12 protein-coding genes are annotated in these 12,123 nt (G+C 64.3%); 7 read left to right on the top strand and 5 right to left on the bottom strand.

Annotated features, from left to right (window positions below):
* Positions 1-282 precede the first annotated feature (282 nt).
* From ACFWO8_RS11395 to ACFWO8_RS11385, 3 genes are all read left to right on the top strand, one after another.
* Positions 283-714 carry a HigA family addiction module antitoxin gene (locus ACFWO8_RS11395; protein ID WP_378947958.1) on the top strand — a complete coding sequence of 144 codons (432 nt, stop codon included), beginning with the start codon at positions 283-285 and terminating at the stop codon, positions 712-714.
* Positions 715-739: 25 nt separating this feature from the next.
* A complete protein-coding gene (locus tag ACFWO8_RS11390; RefSeq protein WP_378947954.1) occupies positions 740-1,174 on the top strand; it encodes an ImmA/IrrE family metallo-endopeptidase in 435 nt (144 codons plus the stop codon).
* A gap of 74 nt (positions 1,175-1,248) precedes the next feature.
* Positions 1,249-1,962, top strand: coding sequence for a helix-turn-helix domain-containing protein (locus ACFWO8_RS11385; protein ID WP_378947951.1), 714 nt, complete (start codon positions 1,249-1,251; stop codon positions 1,960-1,962).
* Between the two features lie 58 nt (positions 1,963-2,020).
* Here ACFWO8_RS11385 and ACFWO8_RS11380 read toward each other — a convergent pair whose 3' ends face one another.
* Together ACFWO8_RS11380 and ACFWO8_RS11375 are read right to left on the bottom strand one after the other, a co-directional pair.
* Complete coding sequence (locus ACFWO8_RS11380; RefSeq protein WP_378947948.1) at positions 2,021-2,365, bottom strand: hypothetical protein; 345 nt, start codon at positions 2,363-2,365, stop codon at positions 2,021-2,023.
* A gap of 456 nt (positions 2,366-2,821) precedes the next feature.
* Positions 2,822-3,796, bottom strand: coding sequence for a GlxA family transcriptional regulator (locus ACFWO8_RS11375; protein ID WP_378947943.1), 975 nt, complete (start codon positions 3,794-3,796; stop codon positions 2,822-2,824).
* Positions 3,797-3,871: 75 nt separating this feature from the next.
* Here ACFWO8_RS11375 and ACFWO8_RS11370 point away from each other — a divergent pair, with 75 nt between their 5' ends.
* From ACFWO8_RS11370 to ACFWO8_RS11355, 4 genes are all read left to right on the top strand, one after another.
* Positions 3,872-4,456, top strand: a complete 585-nt coding sequence (locus ACFWO8_RS11370) for a cysteine hydrolase family protein (RefSeq protein ID WP_378947940.1) — start codon at positions 3,872-3,874, stop codon at positions 4,454-4,456.
* A gap of 781 nt (positions 4,457-5,237) precedes the next feature.
* Entirely contained in the window at positions 5,238-5,687 is a 450-nt protein-coding gene (locus ACFWO8_RS11365) for a hypothetical protein (protein WP_378947937.1), read from the top strand.
* A gap of 1,105 nt (positions 5,688-6,792) precedes the next feature.
* On the top strand, positions 6,793-6,987 hold the full coding sequence (locus ACFWO8_RS11360) for a helix-turn-helix domain-containing protein (protein WP_378947934.1): 195 nt from the start codon (positions 6,793-6,795) through the stop codon (positions 6,985-6,987).
* 14 nt (positions 6,988-7,001) lie between these two features.
* Complete coding sequence (locus ACFWO8_RS11355) at positions 7,002-8,177, top strand: type II toxin-antitoxin system HipA family toxin (RefSeq protein ID WP_378948248.1); 1,176 nt, start codon at positions 7,002-7,004, stop codon at positions 8,175-8,177.
* Positions 8,178-8,239: 62 nt separating this feature from the next.
* On the opposite strand, the gene ACFWO8_RS11350 is transcribed toward ACFWO8_RS11355, so the two are convergent.
* The 3 genes from ACFWO8_RS11350 to ACFWO8_RS11340 all read right to left on the bottom strand — a co-directional run bounded on the left by ACFWO8_RS11350 (position 8,240) and on the right by ACFWO8_RS11340 (position 12,041).
* A complete protein-coding gene (locus ACFWO8_RS11350) occupies positions 8,240-9,538 on the bottom strand; it encodes an acyltransferase family protein (protein WP_378947929.1) in 1,299 nt (432 codons plus the stop codon).
* A 278-nt stretch (positions 9,539-9,816) separates the two neighbouring features.
* Positions 9,817-10,686 (bottom strand): MaoC family dehydratase, encoded by an 870-nt coding sequence (locus ACFWO8_RS11345; RefSeq protein ID WP_378947926.1) that lies wholly within the window; start codon positions 10,684-10,686, stop codon positions 9,817-9,819.
* Positions 10,686-12,041: a 3-oxoacyl-ACP reductase gene (locus ACFWO8_RS11340; protein ID WP_378947923.1), complete on the bottom strand. Its 1,356-nt coding sequence runs from the start codon at positions 12,039-12,041 to the stop codon at positions 10,686-10,688. Before ACFWO8_RS11340 ends, ACFWO8_RS11345 begins: the two co-directional genes overlap by 1 nt.
* Positions 12,042-12,123: the final 82 nt, after the last annotated feature.

Below are 12,123 nucleotides of genomic sequence, written 5' to 3'. Positions count from 1 at the left end.
TCCGCCTCTCCGCGTATTTTGGCCAGACTCAGGTGGGTCTTCGGCTCGAGCGCGCGGCCGGAGGTAGGTGGTGCGGGGAGTTAGCCGGTTCCCGGTGAGTTACCCATGTTCTTGCGAGACCAGTTGAACGGTCCGGAGTCTCAGACTCCGGACCGTTTTGGTCTCCGGTGCTGAGCTCGGCGTACCCTGGGATTGCCGTCGGCGCGGGGTGAGCTCGGGGGTTGCGACCGGTGAAAGTGCTGCGTTCCTACCACTGATCTGCCGTGAGGGGAGGCCTGAGAAATGAATGAAGATGCCGGGCTGCCTGCGCAGGCGTTTCCGGCAGGCGAATACCTCCGGGACGAGATCGAGGCACGCGGCTGGACCGTCGCCGAGTTCGCCCAGATTCTGGGTAGGCCGACACAGGCTGTTTCCGAGATCCTCAACGGGCACAAGGAGATCACCGCGGAAACTGCGCTGGAAGTCGCGGCAGCAACCGGCACGGAGGCTGCCACCTGGCTACGGCTGCAGAACACCTACCGGTTGTGGAAGCTGTCTCGCACCGCAGGGTCGGAGCGAACAGTCGTGGTTTCGAGGCGGGCCCGTCTCGCACAACTCGTTCCGATGCCAGAACTTCGGCAACGAGGGATCGTCCCCACTGGGGGACGTCCGGAAACTCGCGGGCGATGTCGTCGAGCACGCGCGCGTGCCTTCCGCGCTCGCCGCGTTGTCTGACCTGTTCCGGCAGTAGGGCATTCGCTTGGTCTATGTAGCGCCGTTCAAGTCGGGAAAGATCGACGGCGGCGCCTATCTGGACAAGTCGGGGGCGCCGGTAGTCGCCCTGTCCGGCCGCATCCAGCGTATCGACAGTGTCGTATTCACCCTGCTACATGAACTTGCGCACGTGCACTTGGGGCACCTGTCCAGTGGCATCGCGTTGGACTCGGACGTGTGCGCGGCCACCCAGAACGAAACAGAACACGCCGCCGACAAGCTCGCTATGGAATGGGCGCTGCCCGGCAGACTCGAGTTCTCCACACCGATTTCCAAACGCGCGGTCACCGACCGCGCGGCATCCATGGGCGTTCACCCGGGACTCATCGTCGGCAGGCTTCAGCACCAGGGCAGACTGCCGTGGTCGCACCTACGAGACCTGACCCCCAATGTCAGGAACTATCTGAGCGCCTGGGTATGACGTTTCAGAGGTAAGGTCCCGAACCCGGCGTATCCTGGAATTGCCGTCGGTCGGGGCGAGGCTCGGGGGTTGCGATGGGTGAAAGTACTGCGCTCAGTGCGTATTTGCGCGAGCGGCGGCTGGCGGCGGGACTCGCGCGAACCGAGCTCGCGGCGCGAGCGCAGATGGCTCCGTTGCTGATCAGTCAGATCGAGTCGGGCGCGCTTGTCCCGAATCACGCTATGCTGCAACGCCTTTTCGATTCCCTCGATGTGCCGCACTGGTATCGCAAGCACATCCTGGTACTCGGCCTGCCCGCCGTCGAATCCGGTGCCGTCGCAACCGCCCCTTCGGCCGAGGACCTCGCCGACCTGGCCAGCCTCACCCACCCCGCCTGCCTCACCCGCTTCCCCACCATGGACACGCTGGCAGCGAACTCCGACTACCAGCGCCTTTTCCCCGGTCTAGGCGCCGGCGTGAACATGCTCGAGTGGATGTTCCTCAACCCCGTGGCGAAGAAGGTCTACCTAGACTGGAACACCGAAGCCCAGCTCCTGGTTCATGCCTTCCGCATGCTGGCCCCGCTCGCCCCCACCCAGCGCGTCAGCGCCATCACCGCATCGTGCGGCGAGTCCCCCGACTGGGATCCGGTGTGGACCAGCGAAGTTCGCCCCCAAGACATCGCCCGGCGCCACCTGCGTCTGCGCGAACGCAGTACCGGTCTGGAGCGCCGCATGATGCTGCGCATCTACGACCCCGCGTTCCCGAGCCGTCCGTGGTGGCTCTACCGCCTGATCCCCGTGCGATGAAGCAGTGCGGCACCCGTCGATCCGACGGGTGCCGCAGGTACAGCGCTCAGGGTTCGAGCTACTCGGTTTCCGCTGCGGCCGTGCCGGTGGTGAGCTGCGTCAGCAGCGCGGCGAGGTCCAGACCTTCGGCGGAACCGGTGGCAGGCTCCTCGGCCACAGGCTCGGCCTCACTCGACCCGGAGGTCAGCAGCGCCAGCAGCGCGGCGAGGTCCAGACCTTCGGCGGAACCGGTGGCAGGCTCTTCCTCGACCACAGGCTCAGTCGCACCCGTTCCGCTGCTGAGCTGCTCGAGCAGCGCGGCCGAGCCGGTGGCCGGCTCCTCGGCGGACGCCACGCCCGCGCCGAGTACCGTGACGCTGGCCACCGCCGCAATCGCTACACCGAAGACACGAATCTTGCTCATTATGAACCCCTCATACTTCAGATTTGCCGCGGATTTCCGCCGCACAAGATGTTTAACAGCAGAACAACCCCGGACAGAAGACCGATGAAAGGGGGGCAAGACAAGCCCGCCGAAAGACGTGGTGGAGAAGGCAGGCGACGGCATCGTTCGCATCACCCGCGATGCCGAAGATCTGATCCTGATGCGGGCGGGCCATCTGGAGCGCCAAGACGCGGGTATCGCGTTGGCCAGCCGACCGGGACTGCCGAGGCATATGCGGCGGGCCTGCCAGTGGCAAGAACTATCGGTGACCTGTTCAGGAACCCAAACCGCGCACCAGCAGCTGCAATAGTCCTGTCATTCCCCACAGCATCGTCGTCGCCGACCCGGTCGGCAATTGCTCCACGATACCCATATCCCGAAACCCCTTGTAGCTCAATCCATCACCGACAACCTCTCGACCAAGATCATAGTGAGTCACCCGATCCGGAAACGGCGGCGGTACTCGTTCGGGGTCGTGTCGAGCTGGCGACGGAAAGCACGCGCGAGCGTATCGATGGTGTTGAATCCGCAAGTGGCGGCGATTCGTTGGAGCGTTTCGTCGCTCGTCTCGAGCCGATGCCGCGCCACCTCCACCCGCGCCGACTCGATGTAGGCCGCGGGCGTCATCCCGAGTTCGGTGCGAAAGATTCGTGTGAGCTGGCGATCACTGACATGAACCTGCTCGGCCAGCTCGGTGACAGTGAGCGGACTGGCGATATTGCGGGTGATGTAGTGCCGCAAATCCTCGATCCGCCGGGTGGTGGACACCGGCTCGAGCGACACACTGAACTGGCTCTGCCCACCCGGCCGTTTCAGATACATCACCAGCTGGCGAGCAACCCGCAACGCCAGTTCATCCCCGAAGTCATCGGCTACCAGCGCCAGCGTGAGATCCAGACAAGCCGTGAGTCCCGCACCCGTCCATACGTTTTCGTCGCGAATGTAGATCGGATCGGCATCGACGAGGACCTTCGGATGCTCGGCCGCCAACTGCTTCGCGGTCGACCAATGCGTGGTCGCCCGCTTCCCATCGAGCAGCCCCGCCGCCGCCAGAATATGCGCACCAACGCACACCGAAGCCACCCGCCGAGCCCCCTCGGCCAACCGCGCCACCGCCGCGACCACCCCCGGATCGACCACCGCGCTGACCCGCCGCCGACTATCCACCTCCACCGCCCCGGGCACCACCACTGTGTCCACCCGCCCCAACTCGGCGAACGTCACATCCGGCAGAATCCGCACCCCCGCCGAGGTAGTAACCGCCGCCATCGACTCGGCGGCCAACACCACCTGATATCCGGTCGGCTCATCCATCTCCCGCTGCAACAGCGAGAAGACCTCCGGTGGCCCCGTGACATCGAGCAAATCCACCCGATCGAACAACACGATCACAATGAGCCGCTCAGTCATCCCGCAACCTCCATGTCCGAATCTGCAGGTTACATGACATTGCCGACACAACGCACCGTCCATAACGTGGATCCCATGACCTCCACAACGCTGCGCGCACTCAACGGCTTCGACGAAACCCCCGCATCACTGACCAACTCCACCCTCGTCCTGATCGACTACCAGAACACCTACACCCAGGGCGTCATGGAACTGACCGGTTGGGAACAGGCCCTCGACGCGGCAGCCGAACTCCTCACCGCGGCCAGGGCTGCGGGCACCCCCGTCATCCACGTCATCAACGACGGCGGCAAAGACACCCCCTACGACATCACCACCGACATCGGCCGAATCCATCCCCAGCTCTCCCCAACCCCCGGCGAACCCACCGTCGTCAAATCTGTCCCCAACGCCTTCGTAAACACCGAGCTCGCCGAATTGATCGACGCCACAGGCAAACCCAACCTCATCATTGCCGGCTTCATGACCCACATGTGCGTCACCTTCACCACCGAAGGAGCTTTCCTCCGAGGCAACACCCCGACCATCGTCGCCTCAGCCTGCGCCACCCGCCCCCTGGGCGATGTCCCCGCAGCTCAACTCCACGCCAGCGCCCTGGCCATCATCACCGACCTCTACGGAATCGTCGTCCCCACTCCCACCGACCTCCGGCAGTTTTAGAACTAGCCCTCAGCCGATTCCAGGTCAGACGAACCCGCCAGTGCTATGACTGCAGAACACCTACCGCTGTCTCGCACCGCAGGGTCGGCACGAACAGTCGTGGTTTCGAGGCGTGCCCGTCTCGCACAGCTCGTTCCGAAGCCCGAACTTCGACAACGAGGAATCGTCCCCACCAGCGGACAGTCCGGCTGAATCCGTCAGAGCTAGCTCCGCCGGGGGCGCTACCCCGCCCACATCGCGGTGATAGTGTCAGGCTCTTGACCGGATCGGAACTCGTAGAGTTGCCAGCACGCCGAGGTACCGGACCAGAATGCGATTCGCGGATCGGTGATCACCCGCCGGTCACCGTCGGGCAATGAGATTGTGGCGGTGCCCCGTCGCGGTTGTCGGCCGCGGAACGTGCGTGCACCAGCCGCACCGCTTCGAGAACTGGCATGGCGTCGGAGGTGATAGCGGCGGCTCGTTACGTGTATCCGTCGATCTGCGTGGGTAACGGCCCGTCGGGTAGCTCGGCGAAGTCGACCGCCAGCGGCGCGCTGTGATCGCTCGGCACAGGCCCGAGTCCCCGGGATATGCCGCGAACTCAACTCCGCCGCGCGCTCATAGCCGTTCCGTGGATTTGTCCAGGCGACCAGGATCGGATAGAACTTGATCGCTGTCATCAGCAGCACAGCGAAACATTCAGCACGCCAACGGATTGCGGCGTGTACAGGGGATAGGAAAATCAATGCGTCGGACTACCGGCAAATTATGCCGTCAGGCTCTAATCGCGGCACTTCCCATGGCGGTCGCGGTAGCTTTCGCGGGAGCAGGAACAGCTTCCGCCGACGTCGCGGGCGTTGCCCCGCAGCAGACCCCGGTCATTCAGCTGGTCGCGGCTTCGCAGGATCCGGTTCCGGTCCAGTTGGCTCCGGTCGTCGCGCAGTCGGCCGCTACAGTCGCAGAGCAGCCCAACACCTCGGCTGCCGCACAGGCTGCCACTCCGGTCGCGGGTACGGTTCCGCAGGAAATCGCCACCAATCCGAATGCGGCCAACCACGATCCGATGGCCAATGGGGCGGCCGCGGGTGCGATCGTCGGGGCCGTGATCGGCGCTACTATCTGCGCCGTCACCATTGTCGGCATTCCCCTCATCCCGCTCTGCGCCCTCGGGCCAGCTTTGCAGGGTGCCCTGGTCGGTTTGATCGTAGGTGCGGTTGCCCCGGACGTCATTCCGCAGATCCTTCCCTGATCCCTGGGAATTGAACGAATATCGTTTCCCGGTAGCCGAATTGAGTTCGGCTACCGGGAACGCGCTACCGATGTGCGCATCACTGATCACGACAGCGAGCCTATTCGTCCTGTCACTGAACCGCATTGCACCGCATTGCGATTGATCGTCCACTAAGACGACAAAACGGCCCGCACACCCTTTCGGGAGTGCGGGCCGAGCACTGGGGTTCCAGTGCGCACCAGTTCCGTCGAGAAACTGTCGAGATGCCGGGCTGTCAGACCCGGTTCGGCGGGTAGTCGCTATCAGACTGGAACAGTCACGATGGCTACAGCAGAACTCGGAGTCTTCCTCGAAAAACGCAGTGGCACCGGGCATCCCGGACTCACTGACCTCGTCGCTCGGCGGCTCACCGAGGTGGCCAGCCGCACGGTCGGGCAGAACGCCGCGGCGAATCAGAAGGGCCTCCTTACCCGCCAGCGCGTTGCTCGGAATCTCCCACCACCTTGCCCGCGACGTTCTTCGACTAGTTCAGACTCCATGGGGCACAACACTATCCAGCCCGACCGCCAGGCGTCTCGCGGTCGCCTACGTGGCGACCAAGCTGTCGGTGCTGTTCGCAGATCATCATTCGGCATTGCTGGCGCGGACCCGAAAACGATCATCATCGCTGGACATCGATCGATCGCATCACGCGAAGCTCGGCCAAGGCGTAGAACCGAGGCCGAGCAGCGCGCCTGCGCCGAACCTTTTGTTATATCCAATTAATGATCGGCAAATACCACGATTGATCTCACTCGAAAACCAGGCAATACCAGGACGACTGTAAACGATTGCGGCTCAGCCGCATTCATACATTCCTCACCCCGACCAGGACTTGCCGCACCGGCGATTTTCCGCCCGATAGCTGGGAAGAACACCCTCGCACCCGAGCGAACCGGCCATCAGACAGGGCGCTTCGACATGTTTCGGCAATATTCTGCCGATCCGGTGGACCCGCGCGACAAACAATTGCCAACCGACCCAATTTCGGCAGGATTCTGCCGATTGGTCGAATTCTGAGGTATGCTACCGGCGAAGGCACCCAATTCGGCAATATTCTGCCGACTAGTATCAGGTGGTGGACATGTTGACCGACATAGGCGCGAAGATTCGAGCTGAGCGGCGACGTCACCAGTTGACGCAGGAGCAGCTGGCCGAACTTTCGGGTACCTCCACGCGCACGGTCCGCGATATCGAACACGGCCATGGTTCCACCAGCATCGGGACAGTCGCCGCCGTCGCCAGCGCACTCGGGTTGGCACTGACGGTGACGCCGTGACCGACTTCGATGCGATGCGAAGGATCACCGCCGCCGACATCTACAAGGCCGGTTGTCTTGCCGCCTCGATCAGCAGGAGAGCGGACGGCAGCACCGAATTCCGTTACACCCCTGGGTATTCTGGGGATGCAATCGCTACGACTTTGCCGCTCGGTGCCGACCCGGTTATCAGCAGATCCGGGTCGGTGCCGCCGTTCTTCGCTGGCCTGTTACCGGAAGGACACCGCTTGACCGTGCTTCGTCGTGCGGTCAAGACCAGCGCTGATGACGAACTCAGTCTGCTACTCGCGGTCGGCGCCGACGCACCAGGCGACGTTCAGATCTTCCCCACCGGTGCCGAACCAGTTGACGCTCCCGCGCTTGTCGACTGCATGTCAGCCGAGGAGCTCGAATTCGACTGCCTCGTAGACGATGTCGACCGACAGTCGATCCCAGGTGTCCAGAACAAGGCAAGCGCGTCGATGATCAGCACACCGATCGCCGCGGGATTCGGCCGATTCATCCTGAAGCTATCGCAGTCGGGATACCCGCACCTGATCGAGAACGAAGCCGCGCATCTGGCGGCGGCCCGCACATTGAAGTTGGCGGTCGCTGATTCGAATCTCGTGCACGATAAGTCCGGCCTGCCAGGGCTGCTCGTCCGCCGTTTCGACCGTGTCCACGAGGGAGACACGTGGCGTCGTCTCGCGTTCGAGGATGCCACCCAAGTGCTCGGGTTGCCGCCCGCATCGAAGTACAACGTCGATTCGGTCCAGGTGGTCGGAGCGCTGGTCGGCATAGTGGGCGCCCCGCTGCTCGCAGCACGAAATCTCTACTTGCAGTTCCTGTTCGCATGGTTGACCGGCAATGGCGACCTGCATGGCAAGAACATCGGGGTACTGCGGGACAGCGTGGGGCGCTGGGATATCGCGCCGATTTACGACATTCCATGCACCCTGGTCTACGACGACGACTCGATGGCGCTACCGATCGCCGGACGAACCAAGAATCTACGTGCGAAGCACTGGACCGAATTCGCCGCAGAAATCGGGGTACCCACCAAAGCCGCGAAGTCGGCGCAACAACTCGCGCTCCGCGCCGCCACGGCGGTCGATCTCGATCAGCTCCGGATAGCCGGTTCGCCGTTGAACCGAACTCGACGTGAACTCCGGCTTCGCCGAGGAGAATTGGAGCAAGCGCTCGACGCGTGACGGGGCAAGCCGAACGACGAAAGCCCCGCCGGAAGCGGGGCATTCGTTCGGTAGGCGTTGGGTCAGTCGGCCGGGGTTGCTGCCGGTTGTGCTCGCGCGTCCATCTTGTCCATCAGACGGCGACCGAGGTTGTGGAAGGGCTTCTCGATCGTGTGGTAGGTCAAAGTCGCGAGAGCGATCGAGCCGATCACCCAGGTGCACCAGGTGAGCCAGGCTGCGGATATCCCGAGTACCGATGTTGTCCACGGGTTTATCGCGCCGAGCACAAGGGCGTGCATGAGGTAGAGCGAGAAACTGATCCGCCCCAGGAACAGCAAGGGCCGCGGGAAGGAGTACTTGCGCAACAGCAGTGCGACAGCGAACAGCAGGTAAGCGCAGATCATGGTGACGGCTTCCTTCCACCAGGGGATCCACACGCCGGTCGACGGGTCCAGATGTGGCTGTTCGACGACGAATTTGAACGCGAGGATCACGCATGCGGCCAACCCGAACATTCGCCAGCCGAGCGCGGTGCTGATCTCGCCCGCCGTCATTCGGTAGAGCACCGTACCGACGAACATCGTGGCGAAGATCGTGGCGGAGTACGCAGACGGACCGGGTTGGTTGAGAACCAACGGGACGGCGATCGCTGCGAGCAGGACCGCTGCGACGGCCGAGCGTCTTGCGGTTGCACGGCGAGCGAAGAACACCGCGACGGCCACTGTCGCTATTACGACCGTCAGGCGACTGGCAAGGCTCGACTCTGGGCCATTGACCATCGCGACCGGCAAAAACAGTGCGGCGACGATCGAGCCGATCGCGAGGACGGCCAGCGGCACCGATCGCCGGTTGAGCCCACCGAGGAACAACAGCGACACGAACAGGTAGAACACCAGCTCGTAGGACAGCGTCCACGCGGCCCCGATCACCTGAGTATCCGGTGGGCCGAGGAAGAACTGCGCCATGGTGACATTCGTGAGAATGTGCCATCCGGGGTCGGCCAGAAAGCCCGCTTGCAGACCGAACCGGCCGACGGAATGCAGGATCATCGCCGCGATCAGACAGCCCCAGAACAGTGGGAACAGTCTGAAGAACCGGCCGACCCAGAACGCGCCGAGCGAACGCCCTCGCTCCAATGATGCGGGGATGATGAAGCCGCTGACGATAAAGAAGACAAAGACCCCGAACATCCCGGCCCCGAAATATGACGACGAGAACCGTGCGTATTCAGGCCACAGTCGCTCCCCACAATGCCCGATCACCACCGCCAAAGCCGCCAAACCCCGGAGCGCATCCAGAAACTCGAACCGGCCACCACGGGTACGTACTTTTTCTTCGACCGGTGCTACCGGATCGAAAACCGCTTCATCAGATTTCGTCACACCACACCGCGAAGAGTTCGAACAAGGACAACCACACGCATAGCAAGTGATCCTAGCGCCGGCCGACCGCGGCGACCGGGCGCAGCAGCACTGGGCATGAAATGACGTATACCCAGTTCATCGCGGGTCCCACACTCCCTGAACTCTCACCGTCGACGACGACCCCGCGGGCAGCGAATCACTCGGGATCCGGTGCCCTGGTGTGGTTGTCGCCGACATCTCGAATACAACAAGGCCCGCACACCCCCCTGGAGTGTGCGGGCCTTGTCGAGGAGACCTCAGCGCAAGGTGGCGGTGAGGTGGGGGTAGCCCTTTTTGGGGTGCAGGATGGAGAGGTCCCAGCCGGATCCGACCTGGTCGGCGTAGATGTTCACCGAGGACGGGAGGAAGATCGGCTTGCCGAATTTGACCGCGTAGGTGGCCTTTTCGGGAACGCGGCCCTCGATGGTGCTGAGGATCGCGGCGGCGGACCACATGCCGTGGGCGATGGTCTGGGGGAAACCCATTGCCTTGGCGCCGATTCCGGAGACGTGGATCGGGTTGTGGTCACCGGAGGCGGCGGCGTAGCGGTTGATCATCTTCTGATCGACGCGCTGCACGCGCAGCGGGGGCGGCGGGACCTCGTCGGCGGGAGGTGCCGACTTGGGGCCGCCCGAGAGTGACGTGCGCTGCTGGTGCAGGAAGGTGGTCACCTGGCGCCAGACGAGTTCCCGGCCGACGCTGATCTCCGTGATCGCGTCCACCAGAAGGCCTTTCGGGTGTTCGCGGAGGTTCTCGATATGGGCGGAGAAATCGAGGGGCTCGGCGACCGAGATCTCGCGGGTGCGTTCGATGACGTTCTCGAAGTGCACCGAACCGATCGCGCTGAACGGGAAATCCCGTGCGACTACCAGTTGCATCGCCAGCGGGAACGCCAGGATGAACGGGTAGGTCAGCGGCAGGGTGTCGCTGAAACGCAGGCCGGTGGCATGGCAGTAGGCGGCCAGGTGGTCGGGGTCGACCCGCACGCCTTCGAGGACTACTCGACGGTCGGGCAGGGTCGGCTTGCGAGCCGACAGCGGAGCGGGCAGCGGGATGGCGCCCAGCGCGGCCTTGGCGTACAGGCCGCCGTTGCGGGGAACCTCGGTGAGGGTGATGGTCTGGGTCATCAGGCGCCGATCAGGCTCTGACCGCAGACGCGAACCACGTTGCCGCTCACCGCGTTCGACGCGGGGCTCGCGAAGTAGGCGATGGTCTCGGCGACGTCGATCGTCTGGCCGCCCTGCAGCAGCGAGCTCATCAGACGACCCGCCTCACGGGTACCGACCGGGATGGCGGCGGTCATCGCGGTCTCGATGAAGCCCGGCGCCACCGCGTTGATGGTGATGCCCTTCGCGGCCAGCAGCGGGGACTCGGCGTCGACCATGCCGATGACGCCAGCCTTGGAGGTGCCGTAGTTGGTCTGGCCACGGTTGCCCGCGATGCCCGCGATGGAGGACACGTCGATCACGCGGCCACCTTCCTTGAGCACACCCTTGGCGACGAGGCCGGAGGTGATCCGGTGCGGTGCGGCGAGATTCACGTTGATGACCGAGTTCCAGCGACCATCGTCCATGTTGGCGAGCAGCTTGTCGCGGGTGATACCGGCGTTGTGCACGACGATGTCGATGCCACCGAAACGCTCGACGGCGAACTCGGCCAGCCGCTCGGCGGCGTCGGCGGCGGTGACGTCCAGGGCCAGCGCGGTGGCGCCGATCTTGTTCGCGGTGTCGGACAGCGCCTCGCCCGCGGCGGGGATGTCGGCGACGATCACGGTGGCGCCGTCACGGGCGAACACCTCGGCGATGGTGGCGCCGATACCGCGCGCGGCACCGGTGACCACGGCGACCTTGCCCGCGAGGGGCTTGTCCCAGCTGGCAGGGGCGACGGAGTCGCCGGAACCGACGCGGATGACCTGGCCGTCGACGAAGGCCGACTTGCCCGAGAGCAGGAAGCGCAGGGTGGACTCGAGGCCGGTCGCGGTGGCGCCCGCTTCGGGGTGCACGTAGACGAGCTGGCCGGTGGCGCCGCGCAGCAGCTCCTTGGCGATCGAACGGGTGAAGCCCTCGAGCGCGCGCTGGGCGATCTGCTCGTCGACCGAGCCGACCAGTTCGGGGGTGGTGCCGAGAACCACGACACGGCCCGAAGGGGCGAGGTTGCGCATGGCGGGCTGGAAGAACTCGAACAGCTGGGCGAGCTTGTCGATCGAGTCGATGCCGGTGGCGTCGAAGACCAGCGCGCCGTACTTGGTGCCCGAGTCGAGCGAGTCCGCGACGGTGTAATCCGACAGCAGCGCGCGGACCGGCTCGGCCAGGCGGCCCTTGCCACCGAGCAGGACCGGGCCCGGCAGAGCGGGCTCGCCCGCCTTGTAGCGGCGCAGCTCAGCAGGCTGCGGGAGGCCCAGCTTGCTCGCGAGGAACGCGCCGGGGGCGGAGTGGATGAAAGATCCGTAGAGGTTCGGTGCACCCTTGCTCTTGGCTGCCACTGTTCCTACCTTCTCTGTGCTCGACGAGTTGTGTGACCGTGCTCCGCCCAGTGTCCCCCGTGTGAGCGCACACTTGCGGGTA

It is taken from the genome of Nocardia sp. NPDC058480 (genome assembly GCF_042720495.1).
Lineage (GTDB): Bacteria > Actinomycetota > Actinomycetes > Mycobacteriales > Mycobacteriaceae > Nocardia.
The sequence above is the reverse complement of the archived record's forward strand: the minus strand, read 5'-3'. Positions and strand labels throughout refer to the sequence as shown.

Bases quoted from the DNA above. Each gene is read 5' to 3' on its own strand.
- ACFWO8_RS11395 (WP_378947958.1), top strand. From the start codon at position 283: ATGAATGAAGATGCCGGGCTGCCTGCGCAGGCGTTTCCGGCAGGCGAA.
- ACFWO8_RS11385 (WP_378947951.1), top strand. From the start codon at position 1,249: ATGGGTGAAAGTACTGCGCTCAGTGCGTATTTGCGCGAGCGGCGGCTG.
- ACFWO8_RS11380 (WP_378947948.1), bottom strand. From the start codon at position 2,365: ATGAGCAAGATTCGTGTCTTCGGTGTAGCGATTGCGGCGGTGGCCAGC.
- ACFWO8_RS11375 (WP_378947943.1), bottom strand. From the start codon at position 3,796: ATGACTGAGCGGCTCATTGTGATCGTGTTGTTCGATCGGGTGGATTTG.
- ACFWO8_RS11370 (WP_378947940.1), top strand. From the start codon at position 3,872: ATGACCTCCACAACGCTGCGCGCACTCAACGGCTTCGACGAAACCCCC.
- ACFWO8_RS11365 (WP_378947937.1), top strand. From the start codon at position 5,238: ATGGCGGTCGCGGTAGCTTTCGCGGGAGCAGGAACAGCTTCCGCCGAC.
- ACFWO8_RS11360 (WP_378947934.1), top strand. From the start codon at position 6,793: ATGTTGACCGACATAGGCGCGAAGATTCGAGCTGAGCGGCGACGTCAC.
- ACFWO8_RS11355 (WP_378948248.1), top strand. From the start codon at position 7,002: ATGCGAAGGATCACCGCCGCCGACATCTACAAGGCCGGTTGTCTTGCC.
- ACFWO8_RS11345 (WP_378947926.1), bottom strand. From the start codon at position 10,686: ATGACCCAGACCATCACCCTCACCGAGGTTCCCCGCAACGGCGGCCTG.